General features: G+C 73.0%; 19 protein-coding genes. 8 read left to right on the top strand and 11 right to left on the bottom strand.

The features are described from left to right. Window position 1: 1 nt before the first annotated feature. From purD to fbaA, 8 genes are all read right to left on the bottom strand, one after another. Window positions 2–1252 (bottom strand): phosphoribosylamine--glycine ligase, encoded by a 1251-nt coding sequence (gene purD, locus ACIBFB_RS13015; RefSeq protein WP_397229528.1) that lies wholly within the window; start codon window positions 1250–1252, stop codon window positions 2–4. Between the two features lie 48 nt (window positions 1253–1300). Then, window positions 1301–2584 (bottom strand): adenylosuccinate synthase, encoded by a 1284-nt coding sequence (locus tag ACIBFB_RS13010; protein WP_397229526.1) that lies wholly within the window; start codon window positions 2582–2584, stop codon window positions 1301–1303. 195 nt (window positions 2585–2779) lie between these two features. Beyond that, window positions 2780–3196 (bottom strand): DUF3151 domain-containing protein, encoded by a 417-nt coding sequence (locus tag ACIBFB_RS13005; protein ID WP_397229524.1) that lies wholly within the window; start codon window positions 3194–3196, stop codon window positions 2780–2782. 73 nt (window positions 3197–3269) lie between these two features. Continuing rightward, complete coding sequence (locus ACIBFB_RS13000) at window positions 3270–3929, bottom strand: hypothetical protein (protein WP_397229522.1); 660 nt, start codon at window positions 3927–3929, stop codon at window positions 3270–3272. Then, window positions 3917–5224, bottom strand: coding sequence for an ABC transporter permease (locus ACIBFB_RS12995; protein WP_397229520.1), 1308 nt, complete (start codon window positions 5222–5224; stop codon window positions 3917–3919). Before ACIBFB_RS12995 ends, ACIBFB_RS13000 begins: the two co-directional genes overlap by 13 nt. Then, the gene (locus ACIBFB_RS12990; RefSeq protein ID WP_397229518.1) at window positions 5221–5982 is read right to left on the bottom strand and encodes an ABC transporter ATP-binding protein; all 762 of its coding nucleotides are present in this window, start codon (window positions 5980–5982) and stop codon (window positions 5221–5223) included. Before ACIBFB_RS12990 ends, ACIBFB_RS12995 begins: the two co-directional genes overlap by 4 nt. 64 nt (window positions 5983–6046) lie before the next feature. After that, a complete protein-coding gene (locus tag ACIBFB_RS12985; protein WP_397229516.1) occupies window positions 6047–6445 on the bottom strand; it encodes a hypothetical protein in 399 nt (132 codons plus the stop codon). Window positions 6446–6707: 262 nt separating this feature from the next. Then, a complete protein-coding gene (fbaA, locus tag ACIBFB_RS12980; RefSeq protein WP_397229514.1) occupies window positions 6708–7730 on the bottom strand; it encodes a class II fructose-bisphosphate aldolase in 1023 nt (340 codons plus the stop codon). Window positions 7731–8151: 421 nt separating this feature from the next. On the opposite strand from fbaA, the gene ACIBFB_RS12975 reads away from it, so the two are divergent. Continuing rightward, complete coding sequence (locus tag ACIBFB_RS12975) at window positions 8152–8529, top strand: RodZ domain-containing protein (protein ID WP_397229956.1); 378 nt, start codon at window positions 8152–8154, stop codon at window positions 8527–8529. A gap of 84 nt (window positions 8530–8613) precedes the next feature. On the opposite strand, the gene pyrE is transcribed toward ACIBFB_RS12975, so the two are convergent. Then, window positions 8614–9147: an orotate phosphoribosyltransferase gene (gene pyrE, locus ACIBFB_RS12970; RefSeq protein WP_397229512.1), complete on the bottom strand. Its 534-nt coding sequence runs from the start codon at window positions 9145–9147 to the stop codon at window positions 8614–8616. A gap of 61 nt (window positions 9148–9208) precedes the next feature. Here pyrE and cutA point away from each other — a divergent pair, with 61 nt between their 5' ends. From cutA to ACIBFB_RS12955, 3 genes are all read left to right on the top strand, one after another. Then, a complete protein-coding gene (gene cutA, locus ACIBFB_RS12965) occupies window positions 9209–9556 on the top strand; it encodes a divalent-cation tolerance protein CutA (protein ID WP_397229954.1) in 348 nt (115 codons plus the stop codon). Then, window positions 9553–10146, top strand: a complete 594-nt coding sequence (locus ACIBFB_RS12960) for a hypothetical protein (protein WP_397229510.1) — start codon at window positions 9553–9555, stop codon at window positions 10144–10146. Before cutA ends, ACIBFB_RS12960 begins: the two co-directional genes overlap by 4 nt. Window positions 10147–10250: 104 nt before the next feature. Beyond that, window positions 10251–10904 carry a GNAT family N-acetyltransferase gene (locus ACIBFB_RS12955; protein ID WP_397229508.1) on the top strand — a complete coding sequence of 218 codons (654 nt, stop codon included), beginning with the start codon at window positions 10251–10253 and terminating at the stop codon, window positions 10902–10904. Window positions 10905–10923: 19 nt separating this feature from the next. Here the strand turns inward: ACIBFB_RS12955 and eccCa are convergent, their stop codons facing one another. Together eccCa and ACIBFB_RS12945 are read right to left on the bottom strand one after the other, a co-directional pair. Continuing rightward, window positions 10924–14925, bottom strand: a complete 4002-nt coding sequence (gene eccCa, locus ACIBFB_RS12950) for a type VII secretion protein EccCa (protein ID WP_397229506.1) — start codon at window positions 14923–14925, stop codon at window positions 10924–10926. A gap of 142 nt (window positions 14926–15067) precedes the next feature. After that, a complete protein-coding gene (locus ACIBFB_RS12945; RefSeq protein ID WP_397229504.1) occupies window positions 15068–16504 on the bottom strand; it encodes a DUF6177 family protein in 1437 nt (478 codons plus the stop codon). Between the two features lie 545 nt (window positions 16505–17049). Between ACIBFB_RS12945 and ACIBFB_RS12940 the strand changes: the two genes are divergently transcribed. The 4 genes from ACIBFB_RS12940 to eccD all read left to right on the top strand — a co-directional run bounded on the left by ACIBFB_RS12940 (window position 17050) and on the right by eccD (window position 20162). Continuing rightward, complete coding sequence (locus ACIBFB_RS12940) at window positions 17050–17379, top strand: hypothetical protein (RefSeq protein ID WP_397229502.1); 330 nt, start codon at window positions 17050–17052, stop codon at window positions 17377–17379. A gap of 34 nt (window positions 17380–17413) precedes the next feature. Further along, window positions 17414–17713, top strand: coding sequence for a pore-forming ESAT-6 family protein (locus ACIBFB_RS12935; RefSeq protein ID WP_397229500.1), 300 nt, complete (start codon window positions 17414–17416; stop codon window positions 17711–17713). A 78-nt stretch (window positions 17714–17791) separates the two neighbouring features. Further along, window positions 17792–18769, top strand: a complete 978-nt coding sequence (locus ACIBFB_RS12930) for a TNT domain-containing protein (RefSeq protein ID WP_397229498.1) — start codon at window positions 17792–17794, stop codon at window positions 18767–18769. A gap of 67 nt (window positions 18770–18836) precedes the next feature. Further along, the gene (gene eccD / locus ACIBFB_RS12925) at window positions 18837–20162 is read left to right on the top strand and encodes a type VII secretion integral membrane protein EccD (protein WP_397229496.1); all 1326 of its coding nucleotides are present in this window, start codon (window positions 18837–18839) and stop codon (window positions 20160–20162) included. Window positions 20163–20164: the final 2 nt, after the last annotated feature.

Below are 20164 nucleotides of genomic sequence, written 5' to 3'. Positions count from 1 at the left end.
CCTACAGCTGCGCCGCGGCGCGCTCGGCGATGTCGGTCCGGTGGAACGAACCGCGCAGCTCGATCCGGCTCACCGCCTCGTACGCTCTCTCACGGGCCTGCCGCAGGTCGGCGCCGGTGCCGACGACGTTGAGCACGCGCCCGCCGTTGGACTTGACGTCGCGCGCGCCGTCCCAGTCGGTGCCCGCGTGCAGGACGTAGGCGCCGTCCAGCGCGTCCGCGGCGTCGAGGCCGCCGATGAGGTCGCCCCTGACCGGGTCGCCGGGGTAGTTCTCGGCGGCCACGACCACGGTGACGGCGGCTCCCGGCTTCCACTGGAGGGAGCCGATGGAGCCCAGCCCCCCGGTGTCGGTCGCCTGGAGGACCGCGCCGATCGGCGTCGCCAGCCGGTCCAGGACGACCTGGGTCTCCGGGTCGCCGAAGCGCGCGTTGAACTCCACCACGCGCGGGCCGCGCGAGGTCAGCGCGAGTCCCACGTACAGCAGGCCCTGGTAGCGCGTGCCCCGCCGGTTCATCTCCATGAGGGTCGGCCGCACGACCGACTCCATGACCTCGTCCACCAGCCCGGTCGGGGCCCAGGGGACCGGGGCGTAGGCGCCCATGCCGCCGGTGTTGGGGCCCTCGTCGCCGTCGTAGGCGCGCTTGAAGTCCTGGGCGGGCAGCAGCGGCAGGGCGTGCGCGCCGTCGCTGAGCACGAAGAGGGACACCTCGGGGCCGTCGAGGAACTCCTCGATGACCACGCGGCCGCACTCGCGCGCGTGTCTCTCGGCGGCGGCGCGGTCCTCGGTGACGACGACGCCCTTGCCCGCGGCCAGGCCGTCGTTCTTCACGACGTAGGGGGCGCCGAACTCGTCGAGGGCCTCCGACGCCTGGCTCGCGTTCCGGCACACCCGCGCCCGGGCCGTCGGTACGCCCGCAGCCTCCATGACCTCCTTGGCGAAGGCCTTGGAGCCCTCCAGGCGGGCGGCCGCCTGGTCGGGCCCGAACACGGGGATGCCGCGGTCGCGCAGGGCGTCCGCCACCCCCGCCACCAGGGGCGCCTCCGGTCCGATGACGACCAGCTCCGCGCGGATGCGCGCGGCCAGCTCCGTCACGGCCAGACCGTCGGTCACGTTGATGACGTGGTTCTCTGCCAGGTCCGAGATACCGGGGTTGCCCGGAGCGCAGTGGATACTGGTGACACCCGGATCAAGGGACAGAGCGCGGACGAGTGCGTGCTCGCGGCCTCCGCCGCCGAGAACGAGGGCTTTCACTACACGGGCCTCTTCGGGTTGAAGGCGGACTGACTGTGCGGCGCCGGATCAGACGAGGGAGCGCAGCTCCAGCGTCTCGTCGCGGCCCGGGCCGACACCGATGGCGGAGATGGGCGCTCCGGCCATCTCCTCAAGGGTACGCACGTACCGCTGGGCGTTCTTGGGCAGATCCTCGAATCGCCGAGCGCCGGTGATGTCCTCGTCCCAGCCGTCGAGGTACTCGTACACCGGGACGGCGTGGTGGAAGTCGGTCTGCGTCATCGGGATCTCGTCGTGGCGGACGCCCTCGACGTCGTAGGCGACGCAGACCGGGATGCGGTCGAGGCCGGTGAGCACGTCGAGCTTGGTGAGGAAGAAGTCGGTGATGCCGTTGACCCGCGTGGCGTAGCGCGCGATCGGGGCGTCGAACCAGCCGCAGCGGCGGTCGCGGCCGGTGGTGACGCCGTACTCGCCGCCCTGGGTGCGCAGCCACTGGCCCTGCTCGTCGTGGAGCTCGGTGGGGAAGGGGCCGGAGCCGACACGGGTGGTGTAGGCCTTGAGGATGCCGACCACCTTGGTGATGCGGGTGGGGCCGATGCCCGCGCCCGCCGCCGCGCCGCCCGCCGTCGGGGAGGACGAGGTCACGAACGGGTAGGTGCCGTGGTCGATGTCGAGCAGGGTGCCCTGGGAGCCCTCCAGGTAGACCGTCTTGCCCTCGTCCAGCGCGCGGTTGAGGATGAGCGAGGTGTCGGCGACGAAGGGGCGCAGGCGCTCCGCGTAGCCCAGGTACTCCTCGACGATCGGCTCGACCTCCAGGCCGCGCCGGTTGAACACCTTGGTGAGGAGCTGGTTCTTGTCGTTGAGGGACAGCTCGATCTTCTTGCGCAGGATCTTGGGGTCGAACATGTCCTGCACGCGGACGCCCTGCCGGGAGACCTTGTCGGCGTAGGTGGGGCCGATGCCGCGGCCGGTGGTGCCGATGCGGGACTTGCCGAGGAAGCGCTCGCTGACCTTGTCGAGGGCCCGGTGGTAGGGCATGATCAGGTGCGCGTTGGAGGAGATGAGCAGGCGGGACGTGTCCACGCCGCGCGCGTTGAGGCCCTCCAGCTCCTCCAGGAGGACGCCCGGGTCGATGACGACGCCGTTGGCGATGACCGGCACCACGTTCGGGGAGAGGATGCCGGACGGCAGCAGGTGGAGGGCGTACTTCTGGTCGCCGATGACCACCGTGTGCCCGGCGTTGTTGCCACCCTGGTAGCGGACCACGTAGTCCACGCGGTCACCGACAAGGTCGGTCGCCTTGCCCTTGCCCTCGTCGCCCCACTGGGCCCCCACGAGCGTGATCGCCGGCATTGTCTCAACCTCTTCGCTCGACGCCTGACCGAGGCTTTCCCGCCCCGGACATGGATGAACCCCTGGCGCAAGGCAGCGACAGGGGCCGTTGCGTATTGAGGGTACACGACCAGTGGTTCCGTGCTCGGGGTGGTGTTGTCCACAGGGTGTGGACGAGGCGGGTGTGCCCCGTCCACACCCTGTGGACACGCCGGTTCAGGCGGTGAGCGCGTCGGCGGCCTCGGCGCTGGATTCCCGCAGGAAGGACGAGCACCGCTCGGCCTCCTCGGTCTCACCGATCTCCCCGGCGGCGGCGCCCAGCGCGTGCAACGCGCGCAGGAAGCCCCGGTTCGGCTCGTGGTCCCACGGGATCGGCCCGTGGCCCTTCCAGCCCGCCCGGCGCAGCTGGTCCAGCCCCCGGTGGTAGCCCGTGCGGGCGTAGGCGTAGGCGGTCACCGGCTGGCCCTGGGCGAGGGCGTTCTCCGCGAGGCGCGCCCAGGCGGCGGAGTAGGAGGGGAACCGGCCCGCGACCGGGGTGGGGTCCTCGGACGCGGCCAGCGCCTCACGGGCCTCGGGGTCGTCGGGCAGGCGGGTGGCGGGCGGTTCGCCCAGCAGGTTCTGGTGCAGACTCATGCGCCCATCCTGCCACCGCCTCCGGCGCGGCTCGTGGCCAGGGAACCCGTGTCCCACCGCCTCCGGACGCCCCTCACCGCTCGGCCTCCGCGCTCAGGTGCACGCGCGCGGTGGTGCCACGGGTCGCCGCGTGGACGCCCACCGCGGTCAGGGCGGCCGCGGCGGCCAGGGCGGGCACCGCGCCGGGCGGCAGCAGGTCCGGAACGGTCCACCCGTCGCTCCCCGCGTACGCGTACGGGACCGCCCGGTGGAGCCCCCGCACGGCGTTGCAGGCCACGGCGCCCGCGAACACACCGGCCAGGACGGCCAGCCCGGAGACGACCGGACCGAGGACGGGGGCGAGCAGGTAGACGACGGAGGCGGAGAGGAGCACGTTGGTGACCATCAGCCAGCGGTGCTCCGCCTGGCCGGCGGCGGGCAGGACGGCCAGGACCGTGAGGGCGGGCAGGGACACGCCGAGGGCCGCCACCGCCGCCGCCCGCAGCCGGGTGCGCGCTCCGCCCAGCCGCTCCCAGACCCACAGCCGGGGCCGGTTGGACCACGCGCCGACCGAGGCCGCGCACACGCACAGCAGTTCCGCGACGGGGACGCGCTGCTCCTCGTTCGGCCAGCCGACGACGGCGACCGGCACCACGACCCCTGCCGCCGCCAGTCCGAGCAGCGCCGCGACCGCGGCGGCGACCAGGGCCCCCGCCATCGGCAGCAGGGAGGGCCGCGCGATCACGTTCGCCATGGCAGATCCTCCGGAGCCACCTCGCACGCCGCGAGCCGATCCGCGTCGCGCCGGATCCAGGCCCGGACCTGCTCGGGGGAGGCCCCGGCGAAGGGTCCGGCACCCGGCGGGCCACCGTGGGCCCGGGAGACCAGCCAGGTCCGCAGGCCCTCCAGGACCGCGGCCCGGCGCGCCGACGGCTCCGCGTCCGGCTCCAGGCTGGCCAACCCTTCGGAACCGCACCGGAACACGTCGGGCACGAGCCAGTCCGCCGCGGTCGCCGGAACCTCCTGGTGCGGGTCCCATCCCGGGTACACGCGCAGCCAGAGCACGCCGCGCTCGGCCTGGCGGCGCACCTCGCCGTCGTCCCCCGCCAGGCTGAGATCGCGCACCTGGGCGGGCGCGGTGTCCGGCGGACCGTAGGCGCCGAACACCGGAGCGGCGAGGCCGACGATCGTGGCGAGTTCGTCCCGGTGTCCCTCGTGGACGCAGTAGCGCACACCGTCGTGTACGTCGCAGACCTCGGCGCCGTCCCCGGCGTAGGCCAGCAGTGGGAACGGGCGCAGATGGGGCAGGACGAGCGCGACCGCGACGGCCGCCACGGCCAGTCCGTGCGTCGGCGAGACGCGTCGCGGCGTCCGCAGCAGCCACGCGACCGTCCAGGAGAGCGCGACGATCAGGAGCAGGAAGTACCCCAGCCGGTAGAGGCCCAGTTCCGCGCTCTCCCGCCGCCCCAGGGAGGGGGAGACGGGGAGTTGGAGTGCCAGCGCGCTCCAGGCGTCGGCCGCCAGGGGGAGGCCGGTGAGGAGGAACACCAGGCCGGCCGCCACGGTGACGGCGAGCGGACCGCGCAGCGCGACGCCGCACAGGTACCCGAACACGGTCAGGGCCGCGAACCCGACCAGGGCGCCCGCGACGGCGGACACGTCCGGGGCCCCGGCGCCCCGCCCGGCGACGGCGAGGGCGAGCGGGGCCAGCCCGGCGAGGTAGGCGGCCAGGCACCAGCCGGTGACCACCGCGCAGTGCCGCCACGGGACGTCCCGCTCCACCCGCGGCTGCCAGCGCTGGGCGAACACGAGGCCGGGTCGGGTGAACCGGGCGGCGGCCAGGGCGGCGGCGCCCGCGGCCACCACGACTGGGACGCGTGCCCGCGCGCCGACCTCGGAGGACAGGTGGACCCAGTCGAGCGCCCGCCAGGACAGGTGGCCCCACGTCGAGCCGAGTGTGAGCAGGAGGATGGTCCCGGCCGGAACCAGGACGAACACCGGGGGAAGCGGCCAGAAGAGCGGTGAGGTGCGGGTCGCGGCGGGTGTCATGGGCGCTCCCCGACCCGTGCGATCAGCCGGTCGTAGGCCCGCTCGAACCCGGAGCCGTGGGGGCTCCCTCCGGAGCCGCCCGCGATCAGCTCCTCCAGTTGGGCGAACGTGCCGTGGAACTCGATCCGGCCGCCCGCCAGGACGCCGACGCGGGAGCACACGTGGGCGACGTCCTCGAGGAGGTGCGTGGCGACTAACACGGTCCGGTCCCGACCGAGCCGGGCGACCACCTCGCGCACGCGGAGCCGCTGCCCGGGGTCGAGGCCCGCCGTGGGCTCGTCCAGGACGAGGATCCGGGGGCCGTGGGCGAGCGCGGCGGCGATGCCGACCCGCTGGCGCTGGCCGCCGGACAGCGCACGGGTGCGGTGTCCGGCGAGGTCGGTGAGGTCGACCAGGTCCAGGGCCCGCCGCGCCGCCGTCCCGCACTCGCGCCGAGCCACCCCGTGCGCCCAGGCCGCGTAGGCGACCGTGTCCGCCACGGTCAGTTCTCCGGCGAGGGAGAAGCGCTGGGGGACGAACCCCAGCGCCCTCCGTGCTCCGGACCGCCCTCCCGCCGTGGAGAGGTCGTGGTCGCCGACGAGCAGCCGTCCGCCCCCGACCGGCAGCAGCGTCACCAGGAGCGAGAACAGGGTCGTCTTCCCCGATCCGTTGGGCCCGATCAGGCCGGTGACACCGGGCTCGACGGTCCAGGAGAGGCCGTTCAGGACCCTTCTCCCGCGCCGGTACCCGAATTCCAGGTCCTCTGCGGTGACGCGCATGGGCTCGTCCGTTTCCACTCGTCGAACTCGCGTGGTGGTCAGCGGGGGATTTCGGTCGGTCCCCTCAGCACCGATTGACGCGCCCGGAGGCGAGTTTGTTTCCGGTCGAGCTGCGGGTCTCGGTGAAGTACGTGCCATTTCCCTCGCAGCCGCCGCGCGCCGTGAGATTTCCGGACGTGAAATCGGTCCTGGTGGTTTCGGCCACGGTCAGATCGGGCCACGCGGGGCGGTGCTTGCGGACCTGGACGGTGAGCGCCACCTTCCCGCCGCACTCGGTGCGTGATCCGGTTCCGGCCACCGTGTTCCCGTACTGGCTCGGGGCGCTGGCGCCGAGGCCGCAGGGGGCCGCCGCGTGCCCGGTCGCGGTGTCGGTCCCGGCCCACGCCGTCGCGCCGACGAGCACGGTCCCCGCCGTCAGAACGCCAGCCGCCACGGTACGCGCGATGCTGTTCCTGGTCTTCACTTTTCCTCATTCTTCGCCGAGGGGTCGAGGCGTTGAGGAGAATTCCCGGGCGCGCCCCGCTGAAACGGGGGTGTGGATAACCTTCATTTCCGTTGGGCGATTAATCACGGTTTGTTGGGTAATGTTCGTCCGGTTCTGCGCGAATGTGGACGCGGGTCTGTGGATAAGCCTGTGGAAAACCAGAAGGGGCGCCCGTGTGCGTTCCCGCACCCGGACGCCCCCGTCGCGCACCGCCCCCGCTCCGCGCGGGCGCCGTCCGCCACTACTTCATCTTGTTGCCCGCGGACTTCAGCTGCTGGGCCGCCTCCACGACGCGCGCGGCCATGCCCGCCTCGGCGGCCTTGCCGTAGGAGCGCGGGTCGTAGGCCTTCTTGTCGCCGATCTCACCGTCGATCTTGAGCACGCCCTCGTAGTTGCGCATGACGTGGTCGACCACGGGGCGGGTGTACGCGTACTGGGTGTCGGTGTCGATGTTCATCTTCACCACGCCGTACTCGATCGCCTCGTGGATCTCCTCCAGGGTGGAGCCGGACCCGCCGTGGAAGACGAAGTCGAACGGCTTGGCCTGGCCGTACTTCTGACCCACCGCCTCCTGGGCCTCCTTGAGGACCCCCGGGCGCAGCTTCACGAAGCCCGGCTTGTAGGAGCCGTGCACGTTGCCGAAGGTCAGGGCGGTCAGGTAGTAGCCCTTCTCGCCCAGGCCCAGGGCCTCGGCGGTGCGCAGGGCGTCGTCGGGGGTCGTGTACAGCTTCTCGTTGATCTCGCCGACGATGCCGTCCTCCTCGCCGCCGACCACGCCGACCTCGATCTCCAGGATGGTGCGGGCGGCCTTGGAGGCGGCCAGCAGCTCCTCGGCGATCCGGAGGTTCTCCTCCAGGTCGACGGCCGAGCCGTCCCACATGTGGGACTGGAACAGCGGGTCCTGGCCGTTGGCCACACGCTCCCTGGAGATCTCCAGCAGCGGGCGGACGAAGCCGTCGAGCTTGTTCTCGGGGCAGTGGTCGGTGTGGAGGGCGACGTTCACCGGGTACTTGTCGGCGACCACGCGGGCGAACTCGGCGAAGGCGACCGAGCCGGTGACCATGTCCTTGACCGTGGCCCCGGACAGGAACTCGGCGCCGCCGGTGGAGATCTGGACGATGCCGTCGGTCTCCGCCTCGGCGAAGCCCCGCAGGGCGGCGTGGAGCGTCTGGCTCGAGGTCACGTTGATCGCCGGGTACGCGAAGCCCTGGGACTTCGCGCGGCTCAGCATCTCGGTGTAGACCTCGGGGCTGGCGATGGGCATGCTTACTCTCCCTGGAATCGGCCTGGAGCGAGCGGCCGCCGGTCCTTCGCCCGGCGGCACCCCCACGTGCGTTGCCCCGGTGGAGGCCGGCCGTCGGGGGGCGGCCCAAGGGGAGGGCCGCGTCCGGGCGTGTCCACCAGGTGTCGTCCAAGTATCCCGAACGCACGTGGCTCTTGGAAAGGTCTAGACCAAATTGGCCGAGGTTGGGCGCGTCCGTGCAGGTCGTGGGCGCGGGGCTTCACGGGTCGCCGCGAACCGGTCAGGCAGGGGCGCGGGAGGGCACGCGGCGCGCACGCGGAAGTGCCCGGGTTGGTGGGCCCGTGAGGTATTCGGGCCTCCGCTGTCGCTTTTTGTCGTGATACACGCTACATTCAACGCCGTGGGAAGGCACAGGAACGATCCGCGCGGCGTTGGCCAGGTGATGGCCATCGTCGGGGCCGTCCTGCTCCTGGCCGCTCTGGTGGCCCTCGGCGGCTACTTCCTCTACCGGTCGCTGCCGAGCGACGGCACCAGCGTGAGCGCCAACGCGTCAGAAGCCTCCGCCGACGTGGAGGAGCCGGAGAACATGGGCGTGCTCTACGTGCGCGTCATCGGCGAGTCCAGCAACGTCTTCGTCCGGGTCCCGGGCGGTGACGTGCTGCACGACCAGGTGATAAGGCAGGGCGGATCGATCACCTTCGCCCAGGCGCCGCTGGAGGTCACCATCGGCGACCCCGCGGCGGTGGAGGTCTTCGTCAACGGCAGCCAGCGCGACATCTCCGACCGCAGCGAGGACTACAGCTTCACCATCGACGGGTAGACCCGCGTCGGACCACGCCCCGCGAACGCACCGGCGGCGGGGCCGTCGGTCCCGCCGCCGCGACGTCCCGCGCCGCGCCCGGCCTCAGATGTCCAGTTCGGACGCCTCGAACACCGCCCGGTACTCCAGGCCCTCCCCGGCCACGCGCTCGCGCGCGCCGCGGTCCATGATCAACGCCACCGCGACCACCTCGGCGCCCGCCTCGCGGAGCGCCTCCACCGCCGTCAGCACGGAGCCGCCCGTGGTCGAGGTGTCCTCCAGGGCGAGGACGCGCCGACCCTTCACGTCGGGGCCCTCGATCCGGCGCTGCAGACCGTGCGCCTTGCCCGCCTTGCGCACCACGAAGGCGTCCAGCGTGCGGCCGCGCGCGTGGGCGGCGTGCAGCATCGCGGTGGCCACCGGGTCGGCGCCCAGGGTCAGTCCACCCACGGCGTCGAACTCCAGGTCCGCGACGTTGTCCAACATCACCGAGCCGACCAGCGGCGCGGCCTCCGCGTCCAGGGTCACCCGGCGCAGGTCGACGTAGTAGTCGGCCTCCATCCCGGAGGACAGGGTCACCTTCCCGCGGACGACCGCCTTATCGTTGATCTGACGCAGGAGTTCATCACGTTCGCTCATGATCAGTGAGCCTAGAACACCGGGCGGCGGCGCGTGGACGCGCCCGCCCAGGTCGGGAGGGGTGACCGTGCCGGGACCCGAGGGCACCGTCCGGGTGGAGACCACCGTCGGCGGCCGAGAGGGGGCTGAGCGGGTGGCGCGGTCGCTGATCGAGCACCGCCTGGCCGCCTGCGCGCAGGTCAGCGGGCCGGTCACGAGCTTCTACCGGTGGGACGGCGAGGTCCGCGCCGACGAGGAGTGGCTGGTGGTCGCCAAGACGTCCGCCGACCGGGTGGACGCGCTCACCGCGCACGTCGTGGACATCCACCCCTACGACGTCCCCGAGGTCGTCGCCGTCCCGGTCACCGGGGGCCACGCCGCGTACCTGGAGTGGGTGGCCGGGGAGACGCGGGGCGGCGGCACCGCGTGATCGCCGTCCTCCTCCCCCCGCCGCTCGGCCGCCCCTCGCGGCTCCCCGGTCTGGCGGACGCCCTGGCCGACCGCGGCGTCACACCCGTCCGGCCCGCGATCGGGGACGACCGTGACCCGCCGCACGCGGGCCGCTACGTCGCCCGCGCCAGCCTGGAGATCAACCGCCTGGCGGACACCGCGAGCCCGGTCGCCCTGGTCGCCGAGGGAGACGCGGGCCCGCTCGTCGGAGCGGTGGGCGCGGCACAGCGCGCGGCGCACCGGCCGGTGTTCGGGTACGTCCTCGTGGACGCCTTCCTGCCCCAGCCCGGCAGCCCCACCCGGGCCGAACTGGAGCGGGCCCAGAGCCCGGAGGGGGATCCGGCGGACACCGGCTTCCGGGAGGACGAGCCGCCCGCCTACCGGACGGAGCACCTGCCGATGGTCGCCGACTGGCCGGACGCCCCGTGCGGCTACCTGCTCACCGACCCGGCCCGCGCGCACGTCGCCCGCCTCGCCGGGATGCGCGGGTGGACGGTGCGCGAGACCGTGCCGGGGGAGGCCGGGGCCGTCCTGCGGGAGCTGCTGGCGGAGCTGCGGGGCACCGGCTGAGACGGTTCCGGTCCCGGCGGCGGGTCCGGACGCGGCACGAACGGCCTGGCGGGGTACGGAAAACCGGGTGACACGAGGGCGCTCCGGCGCGAAGAATGCCAGGCATGCTCAGCACCTACTTCCCACCCATGGGACTGCGCCTGACCACCCCGCGGCTCGAACTGCGGCTGCCCGGCACCGAGGACCTCGGCCGACTCGCCGAGACCGCGGCGGGCGGGATCCACGAGCCTGACGCGATGCCCTTCACCGAACCGTGGACGGACGGGACGCCCGACGAGGTGGCGCTCAGGGTCGTGCGGTACAACCTGGGGCGGATAGCCGGCATGACCCCGCGTGCGTGGAGCCTGAACCTCGTCGTGGTGTACGAGGGCGCCGTGGTCGGGGTGCAGGACGTGAGCGGGCGGGACTTCCCGGTCACCCGCCAGGTGAGCACGGGGTCGTGGTTGGGCCGCCGCCACCAGGGCCGGGGGATCGGCACCGAGATGCGCGCGGCCGTCCTGCACCTGGCGTTCGCGGGGCTGGGCGCGGTCGCCGCGGAGACGTCGGTGTTGGAGGGCAACGCGGCCTCGGAGCGGGTGTCGCGCAAGCTCGGCTACCGGCCGAACGGCACCTCGCTGGTGGAGGTGCGCGGCGTGGCGGTGACGGACCACCGGTACCGGCTGACCAGGGACGACTGGGAGCGGCACCGCACGGTTCCGGTCACCGTGGAGGGACTGGAGCCGTGCCTGCCGTTCCTCGGGCTCGACGCCGTCGACTGATGGGGGCGCCGGACCGGTGTCACCCCCGCCGGGAGCCGCCCGGGGCTCTCAGCGCGGTCTGCACCAGCCGCGCCGAACCGCCCCGCGCCACCCACGTGCCGCGACCGGGAGGCTGCGGCGAGGCGTACAGCCTCGGCAGAAGCTGCCCTTCGCTGCGGTCGCCCGACATCACCAGGGCGCCGGTGCCGATCTCCCGCATCGCCTGCACCAGCGGGTCGAACAACCCTCGGCCGGCACCGGCCACGCGGCGCGCCACCACGAAGTGCAGCCCGATGTCGCGCCCGTTCGACACGAACGGCACGAACGGCGCCAGCGGCTTCTGACCCGCCGTCGTCAGCACGTCGTAGTCGTCCGCGACCACCACGATCCGCGGACCCTTGATCGACCCCGGTTCCAGGGCGTCGAGGTCCCCGTCCTCGGGCAGGCGGCCCTCCAGCTCCTTGGCGACGCCGCCCGCCAGTCCCGCGCACACCCGCGGGCTGCTCGCGTACCCGCCCATGTACTCCTCGGGGACCACGTCGCGCAGGGTGCGCCGCGGGTCCATCACCGCGAACACCACCTCGTCCGAGCTGTACCGCTCGACCAGCCCCTCGGCGACCAAGCGCAGCAGGTTGGTCTTGCCGCACCCGCCGTCCCCGAGGACCAGCAGGTTCTGGTCGCCGTCGAACAGGTCGAGCAGCACCGGCTCCAGGGCCCGCTCGTCCACCCCGACCGGCACCTTCTTCGGCTCGGAGTCCCGGGTGGGCAGCGTGCGGGCGGGCAGCTCGTGCGGCAGGACGCGCACCTCCGGCGCGCGCTTACCGCGCCAGGCGCGGTTCACCGAGCGCACGGCGGCCTCCACGACCTCACCGAGCCCCTCGTCGCCGGTCGCGCCGTCGAACCTCGGCAGCGCCACCTGCCCGAACAACTCGGTGTCGGTCAGGACCCGGCCGGACGCCCTGGCGCCGATCGTCTCCGCCAGCTTGCGGTCGATCGTCGACTCCGACGGGTCGTTCAGGCGCAGCTCCACCTTCTGCCCGAAGTTCGACTGCGCGGCGATCCGCACGTCGTTCCAGCGCAGCATCCCCGCCACCACGTGGATGCCGTATCCGCCGCCGCGCTGCAGCAGGTCGTTGACCATCGGGTCGATGTCCTCGAAGTCCTTGCGGATGGCCCCGAACCCGTCCACGCACAGCACCACGTCGGCGCTGGCCAGTTCGGGCACCTCTCCCCGGGCGTGCTTCCGCCGCAGCTGCCGCACCGAGTCGATGCCCCGCTCCCGGAACACCACCTGCCGGTGCTCCAGCATCCCGCGCAGTTCCTCCACGGTGCGCCGCACCCGCTCGGAGTCGGTGCGCACGGCCACGCCGCCCACGTGCGGCAGCCCGGTCAGGGACTGCAACCCGCCGCCGACCAGGTCCAGCCCGTACACGGCGACCTGCTGCGGCGTGTGCGTGAGGGCCAACGACAGCACCATCGTGCGCAACAGGGTGGTCTTGCCGCTCTGCGGACCGCCGATGACCGCCACGTGTCCGCCGGAGGCGGTCAGGTCCAGTTCCCACACGCCCTGCCACTGCTTGGTCGCGTCGTCCAACAGCCCGACCGGGACGCTCAGGTGCCTCCGCTCTCCAGGCAGCCGCAGCCCGTCCCCCGTCTCCTCCGGCTCGCCGGCCACCGCGTCCAGAGTGGTCACGGACGGCAGCGGCGGCAGCCAGATCTCGCGGGTCCGCTCGCCGTGCCGCGAGAACTGGCCGACCATGACGTCCAACAGCGTCGGTCCGACCGTGCGGGAGGGCATCGGCGACTCGTCCGAGGCCGGGGCGTCCGCCCGCACCGCCGAGGCGTCGTCCTGCTCGTTGTAGGCGGTGTACGGGCGCACCGACGGGGCCGCGTCGGTGTCCTCCTCCTCGGCCACCGGCCCGCGGTAGGGCCCCGACACGTAGCCCGCCTTGAACCGCTGGTAGACGCTGGTGTCCACCTTGAGGTAGCCGAAACCGGGCAGGGACGGCAGGTGGAAGGCGTCGGGGGTGTTGAGGACGGTACGGCTCTCCTCCTCGGAGAAGGTCCGCAGGCCCAGGCGGTAGGACAGGTAGGTGTCCAGGCCGCGCAGCTTGCCGCCCTCGATGCGCTGGCTGGACAGAAGCAGGTGCACGCCGATGCTGCGGCCGATCCGGCCGATCGACAGGAACAGCTCGATGAAGTCGGGCCGGGCGGTGAGGAGCTCGCCGAACTCGTCGATGATGACGAGCAGGTGCGGCAGCGGCGGCAGGCTGGGGTCGTGCTGGCGCCGGAACTGGTAGTCGCCGATGTTGGCCACGTTCCCGGCGTCGCGCAGGACCTGCTGGCGGCGCTGGACCTCGCCCGACAGGCTCGCGTGGACGCGCTCGATCAGCGCGGCGTCGTCCTCCAGGTTGGTGATCACCCCGGCGACGTGCGGCATCTCCTCGAAGGGGGCGAAGGTGGCGCCGCCCTTGTAGTCGACCAGCACCATGCTCACACGCTCGGGAGGATGGGAGGCGGCCAGGGCCAGGACGAGCGTGCGCAGCATCTCGCTCTTGCCCGAGCCGGTCGCGCCGACGCACAGCCCGTGCGGACCCATGCCCAGCTGGGCCGACTCCTTGAGGTCGAGCACGACCGGCTGCCCCATGTCGTCCACACCGATCGGCACCCGCAGGAACGCGCGCTCGCTGCGCGGCGACCACAGGCGCTGCACGTCCATCGTGCCCGGGTCCCGCACCCCCATCAGGGCGGGGAAGTCGACGTTTCCGCCCTCCTGCGCGCTCTCCTCGACCGACTCCGGGGAGAGCCGCAACGGCGCGAGCATGCGGACGAGGCCGGAGAGCGTCGCGGCGGTGACGTCGTCCACGGTGCCGGACACGGTCACGGGGTCGGCGCCGCGCAGCTCCTCGACCCGCACCTGGTCGCCGGTCACGGTGACGCGCACGTTGACGTCGCTGGGCTCGTCGATCTGCCGTGACACCAGGTGCAGCACGGTCACGCCCAGGTCGGCCGGGTCCATCGTGTGGTCGGGCCGCACGAGTTCGGCGGCGACCCCGCCGTGGGTGTCGTGGACGACGAGCAGGCGGCGGAGCATCCGGTACGCCTCGCGCTTGCCCATCCCGCGGCGTACCTCCGACGCGAAGTCGGTGCGCGAGCGCAGTTCGTCGGCGAGGAGCCCGCCCAGTTTGCCGGGGTCGGGCGCGATGAGGCGGACCGCGGCCCCGCCCTCCCGCCGCTGCGGGTCCAGGACCTGCGGCAGCCAGGGGAGCCAGGTCCAGTCGTCGGCGCGCTCGGCGGGATAGGAGACGGCCAGCCCCGCGTCCTCGGGCGCGTGGAAGGCGCCGAACTGGGCGGCCAGGGAGCGGACGAGGCGCATCACGTCCTCGCGCCCGCCGATGACGCTGACGTTCCCGGCCATGTCCAAAGGCAGGGTGAGCGGCATCTCCGGGATCGTCTCGAACCGGCGGATCGCGGCCTGGGCCTCGGAGAGCATGAACGGGTCGGTGGGGGTGAGGGCGGTGCCCTGCTCGGCCAGTCGCAGGTGGCGGCCCTCGGTCAGACCGGTGCCGATCCGCACCCGCAGGAAGTCGCGGTGGCGCCGGCGGCGTTCCCACAGGCGCGTGGGGTCGCGGACGACGTCGTAGAGCGCTTCGGGAGGGGGGTCGAGCAGCCTGGCGTGGGCGCGGGTGCGCTGCTCCCAGCCGCTCAGTTCCTCGCGGAGTTCCTCCAGGTACTGGAGGTAGAGCTCGCGCTGGTTGCGACGCTGTCGGCCGACCTGGCCGCGTCGGGAGAACAGCATGGCGAGCGCGCCGAGGAGGGCCACGCACAGGAGTACGGCGCCGAGCGCCATGAACGCCGGGTTGCGCATGACCATCATGATCGTCAGCGACGCCATCATGCCCACCATCGGCAGGATGGACATGAGCGGGTTGCCCTGCGCCTTCCCGTCGGGGAGCGTGGGCGGCGCCTCCACCTCGTGGGGTTCCTGAACCGGAGTGGGGTGGACGGTCCGTGTCGGCCGGTGCACGACGCGGAGGCTCATCGGCGTTCCTCTCGGCTCGGGCGGCGGGGATCGGGCATGTCTGGCCGGGGGGAGACGTGCCCTGACGTGTGGGGAGCGGCGTCCGCGGGGGGCGTCGCGGCGGTCTCACGGGATGCGGAGAACCCTATCGAAGTCGGTTCCGTCAGGACGTTCCGGAGGAGTCCGGCGAACCCTCGGGGTGCAGGTGCCTCATGAGGCTCCGGAAGCGCTCCCAGGCGTTCGTCTCCGTGCCGTCCCCGATCCGGTACCAGACGGCCGGGGTCATGGGCGGGCCGAACGGGACCGAGCGCACGGGAGCGGACAGGGCGCGGTCCGTCCCGATCGTGGAGACCGCCTCCGTGCCGAGCGCCACGCCCACGGGAACCGGCACCCCCGACCACCGTGCCGGATAGGTCAGGTCGGACCGGCCGCCCAACCGGCGCACGGTCGCGTTCTGGAGCACGTCGCGTGCGGCGAGTTCCTTGACGACCGTGGTCAGGGCCGCCGTGTCGGGCTCCTCGCCGGGCTCGTGCCCCACCGCGAAGGTGATGTTCTCCCGCACGCCGTTCGCGGTCCGCCCCACCCGCTGGGTGCCGGCGAACGGACGGACTCCCTCCTCCCGCACGCTCTCCGGCGGACCGGAGAACGCGATGAGCGTCTGGGCGGGCACGCGCCTGCGGCACGTCGCGGTCAGGGCGCCGCGGTCCCAGGCCTGCGCCAGCGGTTCGCTGGTGCCCCACAGGGAGGGGAGGGCGCCGCCCAGGGTCTCGGCGAGGAGTTCCGCGGCGCCGCCCAGGAGGAGGTCGTCGGTGGCCGGGTGCTCCACGTTGGCCTCGACGAGCAGCTGAGCGCCCAGATCCCGCGCCGATCCGCGGAACGCCTCGTGCGGTCCGTCCTCGGCGGAGGCGTCCGGGTCCACGCCGAACCCGGAGTCGGCGTCCCACACCAGGGGGACCCCGGAGAAGCCGTCGAAGTAGGCTCCGTCCGGCGCCTGGACGACCCACCGGCAACCGGGCTTGCCGACCAGGGAGCGCAGCGCGTACGTCAGCCGGCTGGTGGAGGGCGTGACGAGCTGCAGGCGGCGCCCCTCCCGTCCGTACCGGGCCACGGCGTCCAGGAGCCAGGGCGAGAGCGGCACCAGGGGGCGGTCCTGGAGCACGACGAAGCACTCGCCCGGGACCGCGGTGACCGCGGGGTGGTCGGTGGTGCCGCTGAGGTGCGGGTGGCTCCGGTCGAGGCGGCGCTCGGGCTCCCACAGCACACCGTCGTGCTCGTCGGCCAGGTACCGGGCGAAGCGGCGGACCATGCCCGCGGTGTCGGCGTCCCGGACCTCGGCTCCGTGCGCCTCCACCCAGTACGGCTCGGCGGGCAGGTCGTCGCTGACGCCGTCGGCCAGCAGGCGGTCGGCCTCGGCGGAGATCTGCAGGCGCTGGGCGGCCCGGAGGGCGGCCACGGTCCGGCCGTCGTCGTCGCGCAGCTCGACCAGCGCGCCCTCGGCCACGAGCCGGACCCTCAGGGCGGGCCCGGCCTCGACCATGGCCCTGGTCAGGGACCGCCGGTCGGGCGGCTGGGACAGCAGGGCGACCACGTCGTGGCTCAAGGAGTCTCCTCACGTGCGGGGCGGCGCCGGGCGGGTGGTCTCCGGTGCGGTGAGGACCGCGGCGGTGGCCGTGGGGGCGGCGGGGGCGAGATCATCATTCCCGGTGCGCGCCGTGCTTATCCGACCGGTGCAATTCGGTGTGACCGGTCCCGATGGTATTCGACGGCACTTCCGTGGATCCCGCCGCGGCGCCGACGGTTCCGGCCGGACGGATCTTCGCGTTCGCCGACCTTCGCATGGGGGAGGTGTTTCTGGGGTTTTCCGTGTGACAGAAGACGCAAAGAGGGGCGGGTGCTTCCGCCCGGCCGAGTCCGCGCGGTGCACACGGTCTTCCCGCCCCGTGTCACGGACGGCGTGGGAAGCCATTCCGAGGTTGTCCACAGGTGGCCATCCTCGCCCATTCTCCGTCGTTGGACGCTTGTATTATTCGAAGTCCCCCTACCGATCGGGGCGGCGGTTCCGGGAACGCGGAACCACGGCGACTCCACGCGCGTCTCCCCTTCTGGAGGCGACCGCCTCGCGAGGCCCCCGAGGAAAGGTGAAGGATGCCACGCTGGGACCAAGGCGATACCACGCTGGTCACCCTGGGACAGAACACCGCGGGCAGCGGTGACGAACTCTCCACCCTGATCGGTCAGCTCGTCCAGGCGGCCGAGCCCCTCTACGGCAAGTTCGACGGACCCGGCAAGGCCGCGTTCGACTCCTTCAAGAACCGGGCCGACGCCATCGCCGCCGACCTGCGCACCGGGCTCGGTTCCATCAACGAGGGCCAGGCGGGCATGGAGACGGCCTTCCAGACCGGCACCCAGACCATGGCCGACGACGCCAACCAGAACATGGCCGCGGCCAATTTCGACGCCGCGAAGTTCAGGTAGACCGCGCCCACCCCCACCTGGAGGAGAATCTCAGATGTCCGGACGCAACGCCTACAACACGGATGCCTCCTCGGAGGTCCAAGGCAACATCAACGGCATCATGAACCGCCTCGAGGCGATCATCGGCCAGCACGAGAGCGACGTCACCACGGCGATGGGCGACTTCGAGGCCGACGGCGTCTCCGAGGAGTACCACGGCAAGGAACAGAAGTGGAACGCGGCGGCGAACGAGGTTCGTGAGATCATTCGCCTCGTGCGCGAGACCCTGGAGTCCAACGACGCCACCGCCCAGGAGACGCTGAGCCGCGCCGGAGCCGCGGTCGCCAACATCTGACCGAACCCGGCGGGACAGGCGACGACCAGGCCGCCCCCTCCCCGGGGAGCCGCCCATGACCAGAACTGAGGAGTGCTGTTGGCCCGCGACTACGACAGCCAGCTTCTTGAGTCCATCGCGGTCCGTCGGCAACGCCTGCGCGAGGCCGTGCTGTTCGGCGGCCAGCGCACCCGGCGCCGCCTCGACGAGAACCTGGGCAAGGTGGTGATCAGCGTCTGTCTCGCCGCCGTGGTCTGCGGGGCCACGGTCGGATGGTCGTTCGTCACCACCACCCTGAGCGACCAGCGGATCGAACAGGAACAGGCCTCCTCCGGTCCGGCGAGCGACAACGTCCCGCAGTTCCCGGGGGACTGGGTCGGCGCCGAGATCACGCTGGAGGCGGCCCGCGGCGAACTGGTCGCGGCGGGCGTCCCCGACACCCTGTACGTCCTGCCCGGCGACGAGCGGCCCGCGCCGGGGACCGTCGACAGCTACTACCTGGTCACCGAGGACGCCGAGGGCTACTTCGACTCCTCGGTCATCGCCTTCGACCAGGGCCGGACCGGGATGCGTTTCACCACCGAGGACGAGGCGGCCCGCTGGCTGTTCCAGGAGTTGGCCACCACCGAGGCGGAACCCGCCCCGTTGACCGCCGCCCAGGAGGAGACCGTCGCCGAGGCCGCGGCGGAGCTGACCACGCGGGTGCGGGAGAACCTGGAGGACCGCAGCGGCGACTCCTACCGGCACACCCTGGAGGTCGGCGACGTCGTCGACGCCTTCGGCCAGGAGAGCGGCCGGTTCCTCTACCCCGACGGCACCCCCTTCTCCGCCCGCGGTCTGCCCGAACACGCCCGCAGGTCCCCTGACGGGGAGGACCTCTACCACCGCTACCGGGTCATCCACCCCTTCCAGGTGGGTGCCAGTACCGCGGCTCCCGACGGCGCCGGCCCGGGCGGCGGCGTCCGCTTCAGCCTCGACACGGCGGGGTTCGCGGAGGTCCCGCCGGTGCCCACCGTGCGCTGGCTGATCGGCAATGGCTACCTTGAACGCGTCGCCGTGAGCGGCGTTCCCGCCTGACCACCGCACGGGGGCGGATCCGAACCTGGCGTGACCCCCGCCAGCCACGCAGCACGATTGGAAGGCCATGACCGCTTGGAGCCGGGTGACGCTCGTCGGTGAGGAGCGCCGGGTCGACGCCGTCCTGCCCGCGTCGGAGCCCATCGGCGCACTCATGCCCGAGGTGCTCGACCTCCTCGGCGACGAGGTGAGCAACCCCGCCCGGTCGCGGCACCTGGTCACCGCCTCGGGCGCGGTCCTGGCGGGCGAGACCACCCTCGCGGAACGGCGGATCACCGACGGCGCGGTGCTGCGGCTGGTCAGCGCGGAGGAGCCGGTGCCGGCACCCGTGGTGCACGAGGTGCCCGAGGCGGTGTCCATGGCGCTGGACGGCCACCAGGGCCGGTGGAACCCGACCGCGGCCCGGTGGACGTCCACGCTCGCGTTGGTCGTCCTCACCCTGAGCACGGGGTGGATCGTGCAGGGGCTCGTGCCCGGCGGGGCGGCGATCGGCGCCCTCGGCGCGGCCGCCGCACTGCTCCTGGCCGTGGGCGCCGCGATCGGGCCGACGTGGCGCGAGCCCCTGGGCACCGCACTGGCGATGAGCGGCACGGCGATGGGCGGATTGGCCCTGTGGTTGGCCAGTGACCTGTTCGGCTGGCCCCACTGGGTGCGCTGGGGCGGGATCGCCGCCCTGGCGGCCGGACTGGTGCTGCTGCTCGGCCTGACCTCAGGGCTGGGGCGGGGCGGGCTGACCGGCGGCGGCGTCGGCCTGGCGCTGGCCGCGGTGTGGTCGGCGGGGGCCGCTCTCGGTCTTCCGAACCACCAGGTCGCCGTGGTCATGGCCGTGGCCTGCGTGGTGCTGCTGAGCACACTGCTGCGGTTGGCGCTGATGTTCTCGGGGCTGGCCGTGCTGGACGACAACCGCAGCTCGGGCGACGCGGTGACCCGGGCCGACGTGCTCACCTCCGTGGCGGGCGCGCACCGGAGTCTGGTCATCGCGACCGTCGCGGTCGCGGTCGCCGCCGCCACCGCGGGGCTGGGTCTGGCCTCGGAGTTCAACCCCTGGACGGCGGGCCTGTCGGCGGTACTCGCCGTGGTGGTCGCCAGCCGGGCGCGGTTGTTCCCCCTGGTCGCCCAGAAGTCCGTGCTCATCGTGGCGAGCCTGGTCGTCCTGGTGAGTGCCCTGTTCGCGGTGGCCGAGGCCGTGCCGTGGGGGGTGTGGCCCGCGCTGGGCGTGGCGGTCGCGGTGGCGGCGATCCCCGCCGCGGTCCTGTCCGTCGAGCAGCCCGAGCACGTTCGGGCGCGCCTGCGGGGGGTCACCAGTCGGTTCGAGGCGATCGCGGTCGTCGTCCTCATCCCGTTGGCGATCGGCGCCTTCGGCACCTACGAGCGGCTCCTCGCCACGTTCTGACC

Source organism: Nocardiopsis sp. NPDC050513 (genome assembly GCF_044457925.1).
GTDB lineage: Bacteria > Actinomycetota > Actinomycetes > Streptosporangiales > Streptosporangiaceae > Nocardiopsis.
Note: the sequence above shows the minus strand (reverse complement) of the source record. Positions and strands in the feature narration are given on the sequence as shown.